Source organism: Salirhabdus euzebyi (assembly GCF_014207435.1).
Taxonomy (GTDB): Bacteria; Bacillota; Bacilli; order Bacillales; family Alkalibacillaceae; genus Salirhabdus; species Salirhabdus euzebyi.
On sequence record NZ_JACHGH010000012.1, the window covers coordinates 69,418 to 90,778 of the forward strand.

The window sequence follows — 21,361 nt, forward strand, 5'->3', positions numbered from 1 at the left end:
AGCATTCTTTATATACTATTTCTGATAAACGATATTGCCATTTATTACGGTTGTCTCTACACTATTTCGCAAATCAAACGGATCCCCATTCCATAAAACGATATCCGCGTCTTTTCCACTTTCAATCGAACCTACGGCCTTTTCAATTCCTAAATGCATAGCAGCATGATAAGTTATTGCCTGCATCGCAATTTTTTCGTCCAGACCATGTTTGACAGCTAAAATTGCACTGGTCATTAAATTTTCAATTGTCACGACAGGGTGATCGGTTGTAATGGCAAATGGAACGCCAGCTTTCACGTAAGCAGGTAATGTATGCCAGCCTCTATTTACTAGTTCAACTTTGGAGCGAGAGGTCATCGTTGGACCGACGGCAACACTTACGTTATGCGCTGCAATATAATCTGCAATTAAATGTCCTTCTGTCCCATGTTCTATTGTTAAATCAATGTTAAATTCATTTTTTAGACGTAAAACAGTAGCAATATCTTCAGCGCGGTGTGCATGGACACGAAGAGGGATTTCCATCTTTAAAACTTTCCCGATGTTCTCCATTTCTAGATTGCGTTCCTTGTTCCCGTTCTCCATTTTCATTAAATAGTTTTGTGCTTCGATAAGTTTTTTACGTAAAAGGGCTGCAACCCCCATGCGCGTCGTTGGCATATTGCCTTTGCCACCATGAACACGTTTCGGATTTTCTCCTGTAGCTGCTTTCAATCCTGATGGGGACTTTACAACCATCTCATCTACTATCTTTCCATATGTTTTAACAATTACCATTTCGCCACCAATTACATTAGCGCTACCCGGTAATATTTGTACTGTAGTAATTCCACCCTGCCTGGCATCCTCAAAGCCTTGATCGAACGGGTTTATGCCATCTAGTGCTCGAATTTCTGCTGTAGTAGGACTACTTGTCTCGTTAAAATCATGTCCTTCCTTGCCAATTCCTTGCTCAAAGACACCTAAATGTGTATGTACATCAATCAAGCCTGGTGTGACAACTTTTCCAGTCGCATCGATAATGTCAACGTCATTTGAAAAGTCTTTTCGATCACTTATTTCCACAATCTTTCCGTTTTGAATTATTATTGTTTTGTTAGTGAAAGAGTTCCCTTTACCATCGTATCCTGTTGCATGTATGATCGCCTTCATATACTCACTCCATTTCTAGTTATCTTATTGCTAGTTTACTATAATGAATGAATAGTGATAAAGGAAATCCCGTTTCTACTTATTTCTGATTATCCTATGTTTAAAAAACTACTAATAGTGAAACACTTTAATAGAGAAAAAGAAATTACTTGAATATTTTTATCGTAATATTCAAAATAGAGATAGAAGAAAATTTTGGTATAAAAAACTAGGGAATGGTAGGGTTCATATGGGAATAACGAAAACTAAATGGTTTCAAGTAAGTATTAGTATTATTTTATTTCTAATTATTGTTTGGTTAATGAATGAGGTGCAATTTGTTTTTACGCCTCTTGTTATATTTGCTCAAACGTTATTTGCACCATTTTTAATTGCTGGACTTCTTTTTTATTTATGTAGACCATTTATAAATCTATTAGAGAAATTCAAAGTACCTAGAAAGTTAGGAATACTAACATTGTTTCTCATCTTTATTTGTATTTTTACGATTATTATTTCCCTAATTGGTCCTGTAGTGCAGAAGCAGTTTACTAATTTAGTAAGCAATGTCCCAGAAATGATAGACGTTGTAGAAGAGGGAATTACTTATTGGCAAGAAAACCAACAATTCATTCCTGAATTTGTCAAAGATGGAGTAGAGTATGTTGGCGATAGGTTAGAGACTATTATTTTATCTACGGGTTCTTTTATTGGTTCCTTTTTAGGAAATCTAATTGGTTTTATCATATCTCTTGCGATTGTTCCTTTTATATTATTTTACATGTTAAGCGATCGCGACAAATTTGCTCCTAATGTTACCCGTTTTTTTCCAAAATCTAGAGCGGATGATATACGAAATGTACTAAGGGATATGGATGATGCATTAGCAAGTTATATTCAAGGTCAGTTGATCGTTAGTACATTTGTGGGTGTTGTGCTATATATTGGTTATTTAATAATTGACCTGGATTATTCCTTACTTCTTGCTCTGTTTGGAATGGTAACAAATGTTATTCCATTTTTAGGTCCTTTTCTAGCAGTAATCCCTGCGATTATAGCTGCTTGGTTCCAGGATCCTATCATGGTTTTATATGTAATCATAGTGATGGTGGTTGCACAACAGGCTGAGAGTAATCTTATTTCTCCAACTGTTATGGGAAGAGCACTAAATATTCATCCGCTAACTATTATCTTATTGATCTTAGTCGGGGGAAATCTAGCGGGGATACTAGGTATGATCTTAATTATTCCTACGTATGCTGTCAGTAAAGTAATCGTAAAACATACGTATAAGTTAATTGTCATTAGAAGAGAAGAACTAAAAAGTAAAATTGAAGTGTAACAAAAAGGCCTTATCCCAATTATCGGATAAGGCCTTTTTGATGGTCGTTTTCTAAAAAAATTGATGCTTTGTTTCCTTAAACTGCGACATAACTATAGCTCTGCATTTTGATGAGTGCATACGACCGCTTCGGCAGAATACTTCGCTTTCCACGGGCACGGCCTCAGCCTCCTCGCGGAAAACCACCGCTTCGGGGTCTTCAGACACGTGCTATCCCGTAGGAGTCTGCGTATTCTGCCTACGCTTGTAGTAATTATCTGATTAAAGGGTAGTGAAAATTATAAAACCGTTCGTGAGGATTCGTACTTACACTTTAGCTATTTCAACTCTGTTCCAACCATTAGTACTTCGAATTAAAACAGTATAGAACACATTCTTAGCGAAGGAAATACACGTAGACTCCTACGGGACAGCGAAGACGTTGAGACCCCACAGCGATGCAGTGCACCCCTAATGTTGGACACTTATTCGACAATAGGAGGTCCTGAATGGGAAGGTTTACGAGCACAGAAAAACATATAGCGGTACAGCGTTATTTAAAGGGAAACATTAGTTACCGGGACTTAGCGAAAGAAATGGGAATAGACCAATCCGTCCTACGTTATTGGGTAAAATTATACGAATATCACGGAAATGCAGCCTTCATCTTTCCCTATACAAACTACCCACTTGACTTTAAACTAAGAGTAATTAAGTTTCTCGAAGAGACTAAACATTCTCTTCGAGAGGCGTCGGCGATTTTTCACATCCCTGATTACTCCATGGTCCGGAGGTGGAAGAAAAAATGGGAAATGGGAGGTTTCGATGCCCTTAAACCAACAGGAGAGAGGAATCCCATTATGACGACTCATAATAAGAATAATACGAAGAAAGAAAGCCCTACTACAGATTCTATGGAGAAGATGCAGAAAGAGCTTGAATTTCTACGTATGGAGAATGCTTATCTAAAAAAGTTGAATGCCTTAGTTCAAAACAAGGAGAAATCACCAAAAAAGACAAAGCGAAAGTAGTCTATGAACTAAGGGAAGAATTCTCGGTGAAAGATCTTTTACAGTTGGCAGGTATACCACGTAGTACGTACTATTATTGGGTTGAAACCTTTAATCGTCCTGACAAAGATGCAGAATTAAAAACATTGATTGAAGAAATATATCATGAACATAGAGGGCGTTATGGTTACCGTCGTATTAAGATGGAACTAGAAAATAAGGGACATAAGGTAAATCATAAAAAAGTTCAAAGATTAATGAAAGAGCTCGGATTAAAAAGTATCATACGTATTAAAAAATATCGCTCCTATAAAGGAACGGTTGGAAAAAAAGCTCCCAATATACTGGACCGTGATTTCCATGCAAAAAAACCAAATGAAAAGTGGGTAACGGATATTACTGAATTTAAACTGTTTGGGGAGAAACTCTATCTATCCCCTATTCTCGATTTATTTAATGGGGAGATAATCACATATTCGATTGGTTCCAGACCAACATACTCCCTTGTCTCAGAAATGTTAGAGAAATCCTTTGAACGAATAACAGGTGAGGATCAGTTAATTCTCCACTCGGATCAAGGGTGGCATTACCAAATGAAACAGTATCGTTACACTTTAAGGGAACGCGGAATAAAACAGAGTATGTCACGTAAAGGAAACTGTTACGATAACGCTGTAATAGAGAACTTCTTCGGAATTATGAAGTCAGAATTCCTTTACCTCAACTATTTTGAAAGTGTAGATCATTTTAAACAAGAGCTTGAGGAATATATGAATTATTATAATAACAAAAGGATAAAAGCAAAATTAAAAGGCAAGAGTCCGATTCAATATCGAATTCTTACCCAAGCTGCTTAAAAATAAATGTGTCTAATTTTTTGGGGTCACTTCACGAGCGTTCTGTGCGAGTGAGGAGGCTCAGCGCGAGCCCGTGGAAAGCGTAGTGTATTTCCGTAGCGGCTGGAATTAAAGTTCAATGGTTACGTCGCATTTTCCATCAATTCTGATACAAAAACGACCTGTTATACGAGTGAAATTTTTTGATAGATAATAAAAGTATAATACCGCCTTTCGAGTAAAAGATCTTATTACTCTAACTCTAGCAAAAACAGGACTTTACTTCTATTATCCCAGTCCCACGCATATAAGTAGAAAAAAAGCTACTTCTAGCTTTTAATGCGGGGGATAATGATATGAACAAGTTTATTATTAGTATAGGGTTGGTAGTTTTGGCTACTCTCTCTATTATTGGATTTGTTATGACATCTCATGGGCAAAGCAAAAATCTTCAAGGTTATGCAACTCATAGTGTTAATATCGTTAAGATGAAAACAAAAACACATTCATTAGATGATTTTAACTTACTACCAAAGGAACCTATTACTGTATTATTTGCAGGGGATACACTGTTTGATTGGTCTGTTAAAACAGCTGTACAACTTCATGGGCCTGATTATCCGTTTGCCTTTGTGAAAGATGAAGTTAAAGAAGCTGATATTTCGATTCTAAACTTAGAAACTGCTGTAACAAAAGAGAAAGAAAAAGATCCTTCTCAGCTATACAACTTTAAATCAGATCCTATTGCATTACAAGGGGTAAAGAATGCGGGTTTCGACGCAGTTTCCATTGCTAATAATCATGCACTGGATTATCAAGTTGATGGTTTTTTAGACACGATGAATTATTTGAGGGAATACGAATTAGACTATTTTGGTGGTGGAAAAAATAAAGAAGAAGCCTACGAGGCTCTCACTGTTGAGTTAAAGGGAAGGAACATCAAGTTTTTAGGATTTTCTCGATTCATCCCAGCAGTACATTGGTATGAAGGGGAGGGACCAGTAATAGCTAGCGGTTACCAAAGAGAAAGGGTAATACAAACAATTGAAGAAGAGGCAGTGGATACTGACGTCTTATTTGTATACATACATTGGGGAGTTGAAGGAAATAATAAACCAGAGGAATGGCAACGTGACTATGCAAGAAAAATGATTGATGCAGGTGCGGATGCGATTATTGGTGCCCACCCTCATGTTTTACAAGGATTCGAATACTATAAAGGCAAACCAATTGCCTATTCACTTGGTAATTTTCTTTTTCCAGACTATGTAAGTGGAAAGACAGCACAAACAGGATTACTAACGGTTACCATAGATGGTGACTTGATGAAGATGAAGTTTAATCCATATATTATCAAGGCAAACCAGATTCATCCGTTAGAAGGGACGAAGGACCAAGAAATATTAAAATACTTAGAAGATATTTCATATGGAATTGACATAGAAGATTATGAAATAGCAGTACCTAATAGTCAATAAACACGTAACTCTCTAGCAAAGTTTTGTTGCTAGAGGGTTTCTTTTTACCGATTCGAAAAGGAATGAGTTGTATTTTGTCGAATATAAATTCAGAAGATTGTTTCATAGGGGGTTCTAAAATTCATGTTCGAAAAATATTTTTCTTATACGTATAAGGGAGAGCCATTTATTCTTTTTTCATGGACCCACCTAATTATGTTAGTACTTACTTTATTGATATTAGGCTTTTTAATTATTTTTAGGCGTACCTTACAAAAAACAAAAAATCGTTTTCCTATTAAATGGTCCATAATCATATTACTCATACTAAGTGAAATTTCATTAAATATTTGGTACGTCAGTACTGGCGCATGGAATATACAAGAAACGTTACCATTACAGCTTTGTACTATTTCACTAATATTAAGTGTTTTTATGCTTTTATTTAAGTCCTATAAATTATTTGAAGTCGTATATTTTTTAGGTATTGCTGGAGCTATTCAAGCATTGTTAACGCCAGAGCTATTTTTTGGCTTTCCCCATTATCGCTTTTTTCATTTCTTTATAGCGCATATGGCAATTGTTTTTGCATCAGTATATATGGTTTTAATTGAAAATTATCGTCCAACTGTTAAATCAATTTGGAGAGCTATGCTGGCATTAAATATAATTGCTTTCTTCGTATTTATAATAAATAAAATTATTGGTTCAAATTACATGTTCTTAGCTCATAAACCAGACAATCCAAGTTTACTAGATTATTTGCCTTCATTTCCTTGGTATATTTTATACTTAGAATTAATTGCACTTGGGTTGTTTATCCTTTTATATCTACCATTTTTATTCCCAATAAAAAACACCAGAGAAAGAAAATGACCTTTTTATAGGGAAAAGTGTTTTCAATTGAGAAAAAATGGATTAACATTAAGTGTATATTTCATATTTCTGGGGGCCTCCAAAATGATCAAACTCTTTTCTGTCGGTTTATTTTTAGGTTTAACTATTGGATTCATAGGAGGTTTTTTCACAGACGGTTTATTCCATCCTGATTTTTTTATTGTTTCTCTCTTAATATGCTATGTAGTACTCTTTGCGTTGGAGATACGAAAAGGAAAAACAACTGAAAAGCCTGAATCAGATGACCTTCCAATGTAAGGGTTGAAGAGGTAAAAGGGATAAAGTGTATGGTAGGATTTTCTAAAAAAATAAAAAAAATAAAAGAAATTATAGAATCCTTTTGAAGAATGATGTATAGTTTCATAAGAGAGAGGAGTAAAGTGAAATGGCTGATATTTATATTTTGCTTACAAAAACTGGTTCGATCTTTTCACAGACAATCGGTTTATATACAAAAGCACCGTATAATCATGTTTCAATTTCTCTTAATAAAGAGTTAACTGAACTCTATAGTTTTGGTAGAAAAAAACCATATAATCCAATGAGAGCTGGCTTTGTTAAAGAATGTGTCAATAATGGTGGAATATATGCTAGATTCCCAGACACTACTTGTGAACTATATTCCTTACAAGTAAGTGATCGTCAAAAAGAAAAAATGGCGAGAGTTATTGATCACTTTAAAAAGAACGCAAATCATTACAGGTATAATTTTTTAGGAATCGCTACAGTTCCATTTGGAAAATCAATAGAGAGAAGTAATGCTTATTTCTGTTCTCAGTTTGTGGCAACAGTCCTAAAAATATCTGGAGTTCATGTATGGAACAAACCCCCTGGCTTAATCACCCCAGATGAGTGCAGGAATTCAGTAAAATTAACAAAGGTCTTTGAAGGCCCGTTAAGTCAATATGTTGATTCCTTGTGTTCAAATTCAGAAGAGAGTATCCCCATGCATCAAGTGGTGCAAATTTAAAATTTTTAAGTTTTAATGCTATTATAAAATATGTTATATTTTAACTAACAACTTAATTACTTATCTTGAGTGGAGGAGAGAACTGGCTCTTTGATTCCACAGCAACCTGCGAAATGCAAGGTGCTACAACCAGCAAAGCAATTGCTTTGGGTGATAAGGATCGGCTTATATTATTAGGTTCTTTTCCCATTGGTGAAAAGAACCTTTTTATGTTGTATGCCTTTCTCCTGAATCCTAGGCAAATTAAGGAAAAATGTAAAGGAGAGATGTTAATAATGAATGCAAATGGAATGGCTAGGGGTTATATGGCAAAAAACATGAAAGTAAAGGAGTTTACCTATCATGTAATAAATTGCCTACAAAGAGAGTTAGGGGACCAAAATAGAATAGTTTCATTCGGGTTAGAGCTGGTAAATGAAAATAATGTACTACTCAAAGTTATTGAAGCTAAAGAAAAGTATTTCTTTGTTACATCTTGGGAAGAATTACGGAGTCATCAACAAAAAAGCCCATATAAATTAGACAGATTTATTATAATGAGGTTAAATGATGCTGGGTTTACCTTTAATCATTTTAACAGTCACTATTTGTATACGGTAGGTCAGTAAAGTTTAAATAGTTGTTAAGTACAAGGGGGGAATGAGATGCATATTTTTCCCCCAAAATTTATTCCTTATCATTTCAATGAATGATCTTTAGAAGAAGATTGATTGGTCACAAAAAAATTAAAGCAATTCGCCATTTTGATTATAGAAGGAGTCACAGTATCTTATAATCCCATTCATTTCATGGTCTGTTTCGTTTAAAAAGCAAATTTTTACATATTTATTTTCGGGATTGTCTTCAGATAGTAAAATGTTGTGTGCTAGCGCAGGTTTAAATCCAAATTGTAAATAGTAATCCCCTCCTAACAACACTACCCATTTATATCCCAATGATTTCGCAATATCTAGTCCCTTACGGACAAGTTTCTTTCCAATTCCCTTATTTTGAAGGTCTTTTGTAACTGCTAGTGGCCCTAAAGATAACCCTTGTTTTTGCCCAATCTGTGCTTTAGAAAGTAATATATATCCTACAATTTCTTCATCTAAAACAGCAACTAGACATAATTCCTTCACAAAACCTCTATCTTGTGTTACTCTTTCTGCGAATTCCCACTCATTATAAAGTTCATGTTTCCCCTCACGATAAAAAGCGGATTTAACTGTTGCCTTTATTCCGGGCAGGTCCTTTAAGGTTGCTTCTCTAATTTTAATAATAATCACCTCGAAATTGTTCATATAAATGTTGTTGCAAAATCTACTGTTCGTCTGATTTTAGCATAAACATCCATATTTTCTATCTGTATTCATAAATTAATTAAGAGTCGTTAGGACATAAAATGGGATACAAACCGACGTGCGATTTGTATCCCATATTCGTATACATTGCGTTTTTTTATGGAAATGTTTTATTTATAGTCTACCTATACCTCGTTATTTTGGATCTTCTTTAATATTTCTACAAAGTTTTCATATGGCTGAGCACCAACTACACGATACTTATTATTAATAATAAAGGTGGGAGTACCTGTAGCTCCAAGTTTTCTAGCTTCCTCGTTCGTTTCTTCTATTATTTTGGCATATTTTGGATTCGTTAGCGCACTTTCCATTTCACTGGCATTTAGGTTACATTCTTCACCTAAACGTTTAAGTATATCCAGATTACCAATATCGAGTCCTTCTACAAAGTAGGCCTCGAATAACCTTGTATGAAAACATTCAAATTGCCCTTTATCCTTTGCAAATTCGCTAATAATTAGAGCATCTTTTGTATTGGAAAGACGGTCAAAATCACCAAAAGTAATATTGTAAGGTTTCCCAGCCATATTTAACTGACTTTTCATTCCGTCTATTGGAACATGAGGTAATGCATCCTTAATTAATTTACCTTCTTTTGGAGTTTCGGGATGAATCTCTAATGGCATCCATTCCGTTGTTATATTAAATTCCCCTTGTAGCTTGTCGACAAGCCCCTTGCCGATATAACAAAAGGGTCATATATAATCCGAAAAAATTTTAAATGAGTATTCCATGCTTATCCTCCTAATAATTGATAAATTCTAATCTTTACTTTGTAGAATATCATGGTCAACATATCTATCGCCATTAATTTCACTTATGATATTAACAGCGACTTTTGCCCCGTGTCCCGCAGTAATAATCGTGTGGACACTTTCACCAGCGACAGTACCAGCAGCCCAGACATTTTTCATACCTGTTTTTCCTTCATGATCGACTTTAATGTTTCTAGCTATTCTTGGTTCTTCTCCATCTATAATTTTTAACCCCAATTGTTCTGCGATAGCAACAGAAAGCCCTGTGGCAAGCAATATATGTTTGGCATCATATTCGTGTTTTCCCATCTTCACTAAAAAGTGATCACCTTTTTTCTCGATTTTTTCAATTTCATCTGTTTTAAATTCTGCACCTAATGCCTTTGCTTGCTGCATCCCAATCTCTATTAAGTCTGGACCTTCAATTTCTTTTACACCGTAGTGATTTTTAATCCATGCCTTTTGAGTAATACTTTTTCCGTGATCAACAAGTAATGTTTTTTTCCCTGCCTTTGCTAAAAAAATTGCTGCACTAGCCCCAGCGGGCCCAGCTCCAACAATTGCTACATCATAAATCATTTAAGTCACTCCTTTAACATTTTGTACTACTCGGTCTTTACCATTTGCATTTAGCTCATTTTAGGGCTAAGATACAGTTCGGATATGGAATTTTATTGTAGGAGGAAAAACATGAAAAACACCACAACTTCATTGGATGAAACGGATGAAGTCAAAATAAAAAATCCCAAAGCCCTTCTAACAGCATTATGTTTTGTTCTTATGATGTCCGTTATGAACGGTACTATGTTTAATATTGCCATTCCTGATATAGCTAAAACATTTCAATTAATGCCGTCTGAAGTCAGCTGGGTAATGACAGGCTATATAATGGTGTATGCAGTGGGTGCTCTCATGTATGGTAAATTAGCTGATTACTATCCTTTTAAAACTTTGATCACAATTGGCTTGACCATTTTTGCTATTGGTTCTTTATTTGGTTTTTTTGCGCAATCATATTTAATGGTATTAATTGCAAGAGTAATCCAGGCTTCTGGCGGTGCGATGTTACCAGCACTCGTGTTTTTAGCACCTATTCGGTATTTTCCAAAAGAAAGAGGAAAAGTTTTAGGAATCATTTCATCCGTAATGGCGTTTGCTTCTGGTGTTGGTCCAATTGTAGGTGGATTTATTGCTGGCTTTTTAGATTGGAAGTTTTTATTTTTAACATCTGCCTGCATTATTATTATGCTTCCGTTTTTGCGGAAAAATTTACCAGATGAAAAGAAGAGAGAGGCACATGTTGATTTTATCGGAGCTTTTTTTGTTGCGGGAACAATTGCAACCCTATTAATTGGCATAACAATGGAAAGTCTTATAAGTATAGGTGGCATGCTGTTCTTTCTTACATGCTTTTTTGTTCGTTCAAAATATGTAGAATATCCTTTTATACCACCACATTTTTTTAAAAATAAAAAATTTGTGGCAACTATAATTACGAGCTTTTTTGGTGTAGCATGTCTATTTGGTCTTATGTTTACCTTGCCGATAATGCTAAGAGATGTACATGAACTAACAACGATGCAAATAGGTTTAGTATTATTTCCAGGCGCTATTTGTGCTGCCATCATTGGACAGTTTGGTGGTAGGCTAGTAGATAGTAAAGGGAGTCGCTTTGTATTATTTTTGTCTATGATGATCTTATCTACAGGCTTTTTTGTTATATCCATTTCAACAGGACTACATCCTATTGTTCTTAGTTTATCTATTATTCTCGCCTATATGTGTTTTCCGCTCGTTCAAGCTTCAACAGCAGACTTACTTGCAAACATTCTTCCTAATAAAGAAACAGGAGTGGGGATGGGTGTCTTCAATTTAATGAACTTTGTAGCAGGATCTTTAAGTGGAGCAATTATTGGAAAGGTATTAGATATATACAGTCCAGAAAAATCATTTAATCCCTTTGCTCAAAAAGGAGGTTCGGCAGCATATAGTGACGTTTTTCTAATGTTTGTTTTCATTGTACTGGGTGCCTACTTATTTTTTAGAACTTTTTATGAGAACAAAAAGAGGAGTTTAGAGGCATAAAAAATAGGCAGCCATATTGGTTGCCTATTTTACTTCTAGTGCTAATTTTAAATATTCCACAAAGAGCTCTGATTGCTCTTTCATTTTTAATATTTCTAAAGGAAGTATAGCATGTTCTACTGCTAATCCGTCAATGAAAGAAACAATCGTTCTTGCTATGATGTCACTATCGTATTTTAGGCTAAATTCACCATTTTGTTGTCCGGCTTTAATAACATCTGCATATAGTTTATAGCCATCCTGGTATCTAGCTTTCCCATACATTCTTCTTCGTTCATCATTTCTTCCCGTAATAAAAAACTCCAAATTACTTGGGGCTAGAGGGTCCATATTATCGTCAGGATCCATATCGTCACCAAAAATTCTAGTCATTAGTAAATCCCAGTACGAATCAACTTCATTTTCAAGGGAATCTTGATTTTCTGTTACTTCGTTTGATAAGTTATTCTCTAATATGGCTTCATATAGATCTTCTTTGTTAGAGAAATACTGGTAAAGACCACCTCTACTAACGTTGGCAGCCTCCATCACATGCTTCATAGTAGTATGTTCATAACCTTGTTTAATAAATACTTCCTTTGCTGCTTCTAAAATTTTAGCTCGTCGCTGTTTCAGGTGCTCCTTGCTTACTTTCGGAGACATCGTTCATTTCCTCCTCAAATTTACTTCTTGTCAGTAATCCGGCTATTGCTACGATGATTAACAAAGATGCAGTAATAACGAACGTAGGAATGATACCTATTACGGTAGCAAGCCACCCACCTAGTAAAGGGCCAATAATGGTAGCTGTAGTCGTTACACTATTGATTACGCCAAAAACTCTGCCAGTCATGTGAACAGGGGTGTCTATTTGAACAGTAGCTTGAAATGGAATGAAAATAAGACTAGCAGAAAATCCACCACTAAAACCTAATAAAGGAGCCCAAATAGCGGAGTAGTTTAAATCAAAGTTAGTAAGTACCCCCATCATTCCAAAACTAAACCCGATTCCAAATACACCAGCAAAAATAAGAATAAAGGTATTATAATTTGGCTTATTAGCTAATAATAGTCCAGCAAAAAACATACCTAGTCCAGCTGCTGTTACGATATACCCAAATAGATCAGGAGAAGCTTCTGAAAGCTCTCTAATCAACACAATAATTTGAGAGTCCGATAGCTGTAAAATTAAAAGGCTCAGTCCTAAAATAGTTAATCCTACTAACATATAGGTTTTAGACTTTATGAAGGAAAATCCTTCGATTAGTTCTCTTTTAAAGGAATTATCTGCCTTATGATCTTCTTCTATATCATTGTCTTTAATAAGCTTAACTGTTTTCGGTAGGAACGCAATTAATATGGCCGATACAATAAATGTTGCTGAGTCGAGTAAAAATACAATTTTTGCTCCAAAAGCTGTCACTAACAACCCACTTAGGAGGGGACCTAATACCTTTGTACTTGAGTCTATCATAGATGTTATGGACATAGCACTTTTCATGTCCTCATCCTTAACTAATTCTTTCAGCTTTCCATTTTTAGCAGGTATAAAAATAGAGGAAAATATCCCAATCGTAAATAAACAAATATAAACAATCCAGATGGTATTTGCGACAGTGAGGATAAGAATCAAACCTGCTCGAACAACGTCTGATGTAATCATTAACATTTTTCGATTAAATCGATCAGCAACAATTCCTGCAACTGGACCAAGAAATGCCATAGGCAAGGCAAGACATAAAATAATTAAAGATACCTCAAATGGAGAAGCATTCCACTTTAAACCAACAAGCGTTATAATCGCTACAATGCTAAGCCAATCCCCAATACTTGAAATAGCTTGTGCCCCCATTAATGTTAAGTAACTTTTATTCTTCATTAATTTACTTTTCATTTTAATCCACCTCATTTAAACGACATTGGTGTCGTTTTATTTATACCTATTATAACGACACTGGTGTCGTTATACAAGTGTTTTTTTAAAATAAATAAAAAAAGTTGCCGCTATGTCGCGACAACCGCTTTTAGACCAACCAAAAACTAACAAGTTTTTAGTGCTCATATATCATTTTCCTTGTCATTCCTCCGTCCACAACAATGTTCTCTCCCGTAACGAAATTATTTTCTGGGTCCGTTAAATAAAAACATGCTTTCGCTATATCCAAGGGGTGTCCCACTCTTAAAGACGGATGTTGCTTGTGATCAATTTCCCGTAATTGGTCATAGTCTGTTGTTTGTATCCAACCAGGGCTAATACTATTTACTTGAATACCGTAAACCGAGAGAGTTTGAGCTAAAGCATGAGTTATTGCTATAATTCCACCTTTAGAAGCGGCGTATGCTTCTGAATTAGGTTCCGACATAAAAGCTCTGGTAGATGCTATATTGACTATACGACCTCTCATTTGATTTCTCTTCCAACGTAGTGCCATCTTCTGTGTGCATAAAAAAACACTACTCAAATTAGTTTGAATCACTTTATTCCATTGTTCAAAAGACATGTCAAAAAAATTATAAAAAGAACTGACACCAACATTATTGATTAATATAGTTGGACTACTTATTTCCTCGTTTCTATCTATTGTAGAAAATAAATTTTGTATACTTTCCTGACTACTAAAATCACATCGAATGAAAAAAGCTTTGGTGTTTAAGCCCTGCAACTCCTTTTTTAAAGCTAAGCCGTTTTTTTCGTCCACATCAGCAATTATCACCTTTGCATTTTTATTTGCATATGAATAAGCTAACCCTTTTCCTATTCCATTACTACTACCTGTAATTAGTACAGTATCGTTAGTGAAATTCATTTTTACCCACCCCGTATAATATTTATGTTAATCATACTTATCCGAAACAATCTTGACAAATAATAAAGAGTAAACTTGTTAAGGGGTTTAGAAATATGGTATATTGTTTTTTAAAAACTTAGCGGAGGGGATACTTGTGAGAAATGTAACGTTAGTTGAAATCTTTAATCATAGAATTACACAAAAGTATTTAAGAAGATCAGGTATTCATCATGCGGTTAAAACAACACAGTATGCTTATAAGCTTGCTATAGATTATGGAGTAGATGTTGATATGGCTACCAAAGCAGCTTTATTGCATGATATTGGTCATTACGAATGGTATCGGGAAGGTAAATGGGATTATGATGAATATAGAAAACACGACATACATGCTATTAAAGGAGCTGAAAGAGCGCATAAACTGTTAATCCGATTAGGGGAAGATCGACTTGCAGCAAAAGAAATTACGTTGGCTATATTATTACACACAGATTCCTATTTGAATTTTTCCGTACAAGATTTTCGAACTCCTTTACAAACAGTAGTTGCAACAGCAGATGAAATGGATGAACAGCCAAAAGGACTTCATCATTACAATAAAATGGAAGTGAAGGAAGCAATCACGCTCTTAACTGAAATAGACGAAAAAATTAACCAACACTATAAGAGTAAACTAGTTAGGATAAATAGTTCCAAACTATTTATTCAAGATAAATAATAAAAACAGACTGAAAAAAGAAATGCTCCCCTAGAGGTGGACAGATTAAAAGTTCTTTCTATCTTAGGGGAGCATTTCTATGACTAATTTTTTTCTTAAGCGTTTAATTAGGAAGCATTGCTTGTTTTTAGCAAAGTAGAGTTTAATCACTCAAAAGTTTTAATGGCTTTATTGGTAAGCTTGTTATTAGTTGTGTCACGGTTGATAGAAACTACGACGTAACTAAAGCAGGCATTCCTATTTGAAGCTACTGCTAGCAGACCGCTTCGGCAGTATACTTCGCGCACCTTAGAGCACGGCCTCAGCCTCCTCGCGGAATACCGTCGCTGCGGGGTCTTCAGACACGTGCTGGCCCGAAGGAAGCGTAGTGTATTTCCGTAGCGGTAGGAATTACACATATTTAGTTACGTCGTAGTTTAAATAAAAAGTAACAATATTTTATAAAACAGTGAATTTAATTAATCCCATCTTTTCAAAAGATTTGTAAACTATTTTGAAAACGGTACGGTTTTACCTTTATAATAGAGGTATGTTAAAGAAGGAGGACGTTATGAAAACATTTAAGCTAGTTTCATTAGATGTTTTGGAAAAACAAGGGGAAGAATTGACTAATCGTCCCATTAATTTAATCGATGGCTTAATCATTAACAGAGAAGATGATAAAAATCGTTGGCTGATTGAATCCTTCGTGGACAAGCAATATGAGAGCTTTTTTCATCGTGCTAAAGAATTTGATCAAGAACTTGTGTTACAAGTTAAAATTACAAAAGAAACGAATCAACCTGCCTCCCTAATGGTTAAAATAGTAGGAATAAATGAAATTGGTTCCGGTATTAATGTGTTGTTTATGGGAACTTTAATTAATCGAAAACAAGAAAAAGTAGAAGAGATGTTGCAATATTTAATTGAAGAAGGATATCAGGGAGAAGAATTGTTAACTATGTTTAAAAAGAAAAATAAACAAGGTGAATCATAATTGAACTACTTATACATTTACCCCGCTCAATAGAAAGCGGGTTCATTTTTTGTATAGTTGGCGCTTTTCCCCACATTTCCAATAATAGACAGGAAATAAAACATAAGGATTGTTATAATAGTAGAAGATTGTCGTTCAAAGAAGGATTTTGTGTAATTAAGGGAGAAAAGTATTATGGATACAAAATATAAAATTTCACATTGGTTAGGAAGCAGATCACCCGTACAATTAATAGCAATTTTTTATTTAGTTGCTGTAACTGTTTCCTGTATATTACTATCTTTACCATTAGCCCATAAGGACGGTACAACCGTTACTTTTATGGAAGTACTTTTTACTTCTGTCAGTGCAGTAAGTGTAACAGGTTTATCTGTCGTTACAATAGTTGATACATTTAGTAACATAGGGCTTTTTATATTAGCATTTGTCTTTCAGTTCGGTGGACTAGGTGTTATGACTTTAGGAACCTTTATTTGGATCTTAGTAGGGAAGAAAATTGGCCTACGGGAACGTAGGTTAATCATGACCGATCAAAACCAAACTTCTTTCCAAGGTATGGTCCGTCTAATGCGGGGTATTCTAAAACTTATTTTAATTATTGAGTTAATAGGCTTTCTAATTTTAGGTACATATTTTTTACGCTATTTTCCAACGTGGCAAGAAGCCTATTTCCAAGGTTTTTTTGCTTCTATAAGTGCAACTACGAATGCTGGCTTTGATATAACTGGACAATCACTTATTCCTTTCCAAGATGACTATTTTGTTCAATTTATACATATTACTCTAATCATATTGGGATCTATTGGATTTCCAGTTCTAATTGAAGTGAAAGATTATTTAACGTCTTCGCCAGAAGAACGAAAATTTATGCGTTTTTCTTTATTCACTAAACTGACAACACTTACCTATTTTTCACTTATTATCTTTGGTTTTCTTATACTGATTTTATTAGAATGGAACCACTTTTTTGCAGGAAAAAGTTGGCATGAAGTAATTTTTTACAGTCTATTTCAATCAACTACTACAAGAAGTGGTGGGCTATCAACGATGGATGTTAGTCTCTTAACAGAACAATCACAACTGTTTATCTCATCGTTAATGTTTATTGGGGCATCTCCAAGTAGTGTTGGGGGTGGGATTCGTACAACAACCTTTGCTTTAGTAATAATTTTTATCATGACTTTTGCCAGAGGGAAAAATAATGTAACAGTCTTTCGTCGGGAAGTACACGAAGAAGATCTATTTAAAGCCGTTGTCGTTACTTTAATGGCACTAATAATATGTTTTGTTTCTGTTGTCTTTATTTCAATAGTAGAAGAATTTTCGCTTATTTCCATTATTTTTGAAGTATCTTCAGCTTTTGGAACGACCGGATTATCAATGGGGATAACTTCGGGGTTAAGTCCTTTCAGTCAAATTGTTTTGATGATCCTTATGTTTATTGGACGAATTGGAATTTTGACCTTCCTATTTACCTTCAATACAAGAAAAAAATCGGGTCAGTACCATTATCCTAAGGAAAGAATTATCATCGGTTAAGTAAGTCATACCTAGGGGGGATAAAGATGAGTATGCAGTCAAGTGAAATTACACTACCGGTTCCTGAATGGTTTCTAAAGAATATTAGGGATGCTGCTTTGTTAGTGGATGTCAATGGGAAAATCACTTTTGCGAATGAGCATGCCTTAAAATTATTGGATCTTGATAGTAGCAACTTAGCCCTAAAGTCTATGAAAGATTTTTTTGACTTTGGTGTTATTACAAAGCAAACGGAACAACAAATGTTAATGGAGCTGAGAATTCCCAAAAAACAACTAGTTCAAATCAAGAGCTCTTTAGTGAAAGAAAACACGTATTGTTTATTATTACATCCCGTTCAGTTAAATGAAAAGAAGCACAGCATGCTCTATTCCCTTAGTAATATGATGAATGAGCCATACGAAGGTATGATTTTACATGATGCTGGAGTTATTGTTGATTGTGATAATTCGTTCGCGCAAATGTTAGGATACACAAAAAATGAACTTATGCATCAATCAATTTTTAAGTTAGTGGATCGAAATTACATTGGCGTTTTAAAAGAAAATATGAATAAGTATCATGAAGGGCCTTATCAATTAAAAGGCATAAAAAAGACTGGCGAAACAATTTATGTAGAAGTGCTCCCACAACCGTATCCAGATGGGAATCGGGTTCTTCGAATTGCTGTTGTCCGGGATGTTACAGAAAGAGTAAAAAATGAAAAACAAATACAATTTATGGCTTACTATGATGAACTAACAGACTTACCAAATCGAAATTTCTTTAATAAAACCTTAAAAGAAGCAATCGATCAATGTGAAAAAGACCAGTCTAAATTAGCGGTCCACTTTGTTGATATTGACTATTTTAAGCAAATTAATGATACACTCGGTTATCAATTTGGTGATGGACTTTTAAAAGCTTGCGCAGAACGACTAAAAACCTTTTTGAACGAGAATAATTTTATTGCTCGTATGAGTGGGGATGAATTTTTAATTCTACAGCGAAATATTTGTTCGGAAAAGGATGCAGAGCAGTTTGCTAAACATATCATTGCTGCTTTCCAAGCGCCGATAGATGTAGATGATTTTGAACTTTATACTTCTGTTAGCATAGGAATAAGTATTTTCCCTGAAAATGGCAGTAATGCAAACGAACTAATAAAACATGCAGATTCCGCAATGTATGTAATAAAAAATAAACAACGTAATCATTACAAACTGTTTGAGTCTTCAATTTCTGAAAACTTTAAGGAAATGTTAACAATTGAAACCGAGCTTCGAAGGGCAATTAAGCATTCCCAATTCGAGTTACATTATCAACCTCAAATTAACTTAGTTTCAAACAAAGTAATTGGATTTGAAGCATTACTGAGATGGAATCATCCGGAAAAAGGTTATATATCTCCAAATGCATTTATTCCTTTGGCGGAAAAAACGGGGTTAATTATAGAAATTGGGGATTGGGTTTTACAAGAGGCTTGTAGGCAAAATAGGGAGTGGCAAATCAAAGGATATGCCCCCTTGAAAGTAAGTGTTAATCTTTCTGTTAAGCAGTTTTTACAAAAAAACCTTGTGAAAAAAGTGGAACAAACATTGCAACAGACTGGACTTGAACCTCAATACTTAGAGGTTGAAATTACAGAAAGTATGGCAATGTCTAATGAGTCCTATATTATGGAAACGTTGTTAGGACTTAAAAATCTTGGTGTGAATGTATCTATTGACGATTTTGGTACTGGATATTCTTCTATGAAATACTTAAGTCAGTTTCCTTTAAGTAAATTGAAAATTGACCAATTATTTATTCGTGGTGAGCGGGAACAAAATCAAGCTATTGTTAAATCGATTATTCATATGTCACATGCTTTAAATATGAAAGTGATTGCGGAAGGTGTAGAGACAAAGGAGCAATTAGAATTTTTAAAGAATGAACGGTGTGATGAAATCCAGGGATTTTATTTTAGTAAGCCTGTTAGGGCTCAAGATGCTGAATTGTTTTTTGTTTAAAGAAATAAGCCTTCTACCATTAGGTAGAAGGCTTATTTCTTTCGTCTTAGGGGAAGTTCTTTTCTTAGCTATAGAATGCTGCTCCAACAATAATTAACAAGATAAATAGAACTACGATTAGGGCGAAGCCACTACCGTAACCAGTTCCTCCATAACCATATCCATATCCATAGCAGCAATAGTCATTACCATAATCATAACCGCCCATAACAGGTGCATAACCGTGCATATGCATATTGCTTCACCTCCTAAATATATTACACTCCTATCCTATGGGAAAGAGCACAAATCAGTATAGACGAATACCTATATTTAAGAAAATAATTATAAAATATATAAAAAACCTTTACCAACAAAAGTTGGTAAAGGTTTGAGCGTAATTACTTTATTCTTGCACATCTTGTTCCGTTGTTGACATTAGGTTTCTTTCACCTTCGATTATTTTTAATTGATCATTTTCATAACCCACTATAAATTCGACTTGAAAATGTTCGGTTAGTGTAGCATTTTCTTCTTTTCTAACAATATGGTCAGAATTCAAAGTAATTCGTATCCGATTATTTTCGATGATTTTGGCTTCTACATTCCTAATTTTAATATCAATTATGTGAATGTAATCCTCGCGAAATTCTTGGTATGTCTTATCAGCCTGCCACTGGCTACCCAACAATGCGTAGGCATTGAAGTAATCCCTCATTTCTAAACTCTCATAAAAATAATTGACAATATAACTGGCGTCTTGTTTCAATTCTGTTGGGTTTGTGGAATCTATTCTAGCTATATTTCCATCAAAATCTAATTCTTCATTGTCTGCTTGATCAGACCACATTTGAACTAAATCCATCACTTTACTAACGGGTATGCTAAATCCTATCGTTCCTTCCTTCGTACCAGCAGAATTGATTGCTATAATATTACCAGTTTGTCTGTGAATAAGAGGTCCTCCACTGTTACCATTTGTAATGGGTGCTGAAATCTGATAAGCATCTTCATATTCATACCCTTCACTAACGGAGAAAGTTCTATTTTTACCTGAAATAATTCCTATTGTAACTGTGTTTTGAAACCCAAGTGGACTTCCCACAGCTATAATATCATCACCTATTTCAGCCTCATATTCCGTATTTACCGGTAAAGCATTTCGATTGATTAATTGAGGGACACGTACAACAGCTATGTCTTTATCCTTACCAATTCCAATTAATGCGGCAGGATATGTTTTAGCATCAGATGTTTTTACGAAAATGGAGTCGGCATTTTCAACAACATGAGCATTTGTAATGATGTCACCTTTGTCATTGTAGATAAATCCAGAACCGATATTTTGTCCTGATTCACCTTCTGCTTCAATTTGTACAACAAACTTTTGTGATTCATGAATAATTGTTTTTAAATCTTTATCTTCCTTATTTTCTTCTTCCTTCACCAATACAGCCATTTTATTATCAATTTTAATGCTTTCCGCTTCCCATTTTTGATAATAATGAAAAATAATTGCTATCGATAAAAAGGAAATAATAATGGAAAGTATAATCGGCCAAAGTAATTTTCTTTTCATCTTTTC

Annotated in this window: 20 protein-coding genes, 1 pseudogene and 1 riboswitch; of the genes and pseudogenes, 12 read left to right on the forward strand and 9 right to left on the reverse strand. The window is 34.7% G+C overall.

Annotated features, from left to right (window positions below; translation table 11 throughout):
- Positions 1-15 precede the first annotated feature (15 nt).
- Positions 16-1,155 carry an amidohydrolase gene (locus HNQ94_RS16235; RefSeq protein ID WP_174497354.1) on the reverse strand — a complete coding sequence of 380 codons (1,140 nt, stop codon included), beginning with the start codon at positions 1,153-1,155 and terminating at the stop codon, positions 16-18.
- Positions 1,156-1,384: 229 nt separating this feature from the next.
- Between HNQ94_RS16235 and HNQ94_RS16240 the strand changes: the two genes are divergently transcribed.
- From HNQ94_RS16240 to HNQ94_RS16270, 7 genes are all read left to right on the forward strand, one after another.
- Positions 1,385-2,476 (forward strand): AI-2E family transporter, encoded by a 1,092-nt coding sequence (locus tag HNQ94_RS16240; protein ID WP_221452595.1) that lies wholly within the window; start codon positions 1,385-1,387, stop codon positions 2,474-2,476.
- Positions 2,477-2,964: 488 nt separating this feature from the next.
- Positions 2,965-4,322 (forward strand): IS3 family transposase gene (locus HNQ94_RS16245; protein WP_174497353.1). Its coding sequence is split into 2 segments (ribosomal slippage): positions 2,965-3,421 and positions 3,421-4,322, totalling 1,359 coding nucleotides; the frame shifts between segments, so codons are not numbered across the junction.
- Positions 4,323-4,657: 335 nt separating this feature from the next.
- Positions 4,658-5,779 carry a CapA family protein gene (locus tag HNQ94_RS16250; RefSeq protein ID WP_174497352.1) on the forward strand — a complete coding sequence of 374 codons (1,122 nt, stop codon included), beginning with the start codon at positions 4,658-4,660 and terminating at the stop codon, positions 5,777-5,779.
- Between the two features lie 123 nt (positions 5,780-5,902).
- Entirely contained in the window at positions 5,903-6,634 is a 732-nt protein-coding gene (locus HNQ94_RS16255; RefSeq protein ID WP_174497351.1) for a YwaF family protein, read from the forward strand.
- Positions 6,635-6,718: 84 nt separating this feature from the next.
- The gene (locus HNQ94_RS16260) at positions 6,719-6,913 is read left to right on the forward strand and encodes a hypothetical protein (RefSeq protein WP_174497350.1); all 195 of its coding nucleotides are present in this window, start codon (positions 6,719-6,721) and stop codon (positions 6,911-6,913) included.
- A gap of 127 nt (positions 6,914-7,040) precedes the next feature.
- Entirely contained in the window at positions 7,041-7,625 is a 585-nt protein-coding gene (locus HNQ94_RS16265) for a hypothetical protein (RefSeq protein ID WP_174497349.1), read from the forward strand.
- A gap of 57 nt (positions 7,626-7,682) precedes the next feature.
- Positions 7,683-7,785, forward strand: a riboswitch (SAM riboswitch).
- Between the two features lie 115 nt (positions 7,786-7,900).
- Positions 7,901-8,233: a hypothetical protein gene (locus HNQ94_RS16270; RefSeq protein ID WP_174497348.1), complete on the forward strand. Its 333-nt coding sequence runs from the start codon at positions 7,901-7,903 to the stop codon at positions 8,231-8,233.
- A gap of 117 nt (positions 8,234-8,350) precedes the next feature.
- Here the strand turns inward: HNQ94_RS16270 and HNQ94_RS16275 are convergent, their stop codons facing one another.
- The 3 genes from HNQ94_RS16275 to HNQ94_RS16285 all read right to left on the reverse strand — a co-directional run bounded on the left by HNQ94_RS16275 (position 8,351) and on the right by HNQ94_RS16285 (position 10,296).
- Positions 8,351-8,890 carry a GNAT family N-acetyltransferase gene (locus HNQ94_RS16275; protein ID WP_174497347.1) on the reverse strand — a complete coding sequence of 180 codons (540 nt, stop codon included), beginning with the start codon at positions 8,888-8,890 and terminating at the stop codon, positions 8,351-8,353.
- 200 nt (positions 8,891-9,090) lie between these two features.
- A complete protein-coding gene (locus HNQ94_RS16280; protein WP_174497426.1) occupies positions 9,091-9,648 on the reverse strand; it encodes a DsbA family oxidoreductase in 558 nt (185 codons plus the stop codon).
- A gap of 78 nt (positions 9,649-9,726) precedes the next feature.
- Positions 9,727-10,296: an FAD-dependent oxidoreductase gene (locus HNQ94_RS16285; protein WP_174497425.1), complete on the reverse strand. Its 570-nt coding sequence runs from the start codon at positions 10,294-10,296 to the stop codon at positions 9,727-9,729.
- Positions 10,297-10,410: 114 nt separating this feature from the next.
- Between HNQ94_RS16285 and HNQ94_RS16290 the strand changes: the two genes are divergently transcribed.
- On the forward strand, positions 10,411-11,805 hold the full coding sequence (locus tag HNQ94_RS16290) for an MFS transporter (protein WP_174497346.1): 1,395 nt from the start codon (positions 10,411-10,413) through the stop codon (positions 11,803-11,805).
- 24 nt (positions 11,806-11,829) lie between these two features.
- Here HNQ94_RS16290 and HNQ94_RS16295 read toward each other — a convergent pair whose 3' ends face one another.
- From HNQ94_RS16295 to HNQ94_RS16305, 3 genes are all read right to left on the reverse strand, one after another.
- Entirely contained in the window at positions 11,830-12,447 is a 618-nt protein-coding gene (locus HNQ94_RS16295; protein WP_174497345.1) for a TetR/AcrR family transcriptional regulator, read from the reverse strand.
- Positions 12,401-13,678 carry an MFS transporter gene (locus HNQ94_RS16300; protein ID WP_174497344.1) on the reverse strand — a complete coding sequence of 426 codons (1,278 nt, stop codon included), beginning with the start codon at positions 13,676-13,678 and terminating at the stop codon, positions 12,401-12,403. Before HNQ94_RS16300 ends, HNQ94_RS16295 begins: the two co-directional genes overlap by 47 nt.
- A 157-nt stretch (positions 13,679-13,835) precedes the next feature.
- The gene (locus HNQ94_RS16305; protein WP_174497343.1) at positions 13,836-14,591 is read right to left on the reverse strand and encodes an SDR family oxidoreductase; all 756 of its coding nucleotides are present in this window, start codon (positions 14,589-14,591) and stop codon (positions 13,836-13,838) included.
- A 136-nt stretch (positions 14,592-14,727) separates the two neighbouring features.
- On the opposite strand from HNQ94_RS16305, the gene HNQ94_RS16310 reads away from it, so the two are divergent.
- The 4 genes from HNQ94_RS16310 to HNQ94_RS16325 all read left to right on the forward strand — a co-directional run bounded on the left by HNQ94_RS16310 (position 14,728) and on the right by HNQ94_RS16325 (position 19,797).
- Positions 14,728-15,291 carry an HD domain-containing protein gene (locus tag HNQ94_RS16310; protein ID WP_174497342.1) on the forward strand — a complete coding sequence of 188 codons (564 nt, stop codon included), beginning with the start codon at positions 14,728-14,730 and terminating at the stop codon, positions 15,289-15,291.
- 550 nt (positions 15,292-15,841) lie between these two features.
- Positions 15,842-16,267 carry a YwpF family protein gene (locus HNQ94_RS16315; protein ID WP_174497341.1) on the forward strand — a complete coding sequence of 142 codons (426 nt, stop codon included), beginning with the start codon at positions 15,842-15,844 and terminating at the stop codon, positions 16,265-16,267.
- 174 nt (positions 16,268-16,441) lie between these two features.
- Complete coding sequence (locus HNQ94_RS16320) at positions 16,442-17,806, forward strand: TrkH family potassium uptake protein (protein ID WP_174497340.1); 1,365 nt, start codon at positions 16,442-16,444, stop codon at positions 17,804-17,806.
- Positions 17,807-17,832: 26 nt separating this feature from the next.
- The gene (locus tag HNQ94_RS16325; RefSeq protein ID WP_174497339.1) at positions 17,833-19,797 is read left to right on the forward strand and encodes an EAL domain-containing protein; all 1,965 of its coding nucleotides are present in this window, start codon (positions 17,833-17,835) and stop codon (positions 19,795-19,797) included.
- Positions 19,798-19,861: 64 nt separating this feature from the next.
- Here HNQ94_RS16325 and HNQ94_RS19845 read toward each other — a convergent pair.
- Positions 19,862-19,939 (reverse strand): annotated as a pseudogene (locus tag HNQ94_RS19845) (YjcZ family sporulation protein); the annotation flags it as partial.
- A gap of 243 nt (positions 19,940-20,182) precedes the next feature.
- The gene (locus HNQ94_RS16335) at positions 20,183-21,355 is read right to left on the reverse strand and encodes a S1C family serine protease (protein WP_174497338.1); all 1,173 of its coding nucleotides are present in this window, start codon (positions 21,353-21,355) and stop codon (positions 20,183-20,185) included.
- Positions 21,356-21,361: the final 6 nt, after the last annotated feature.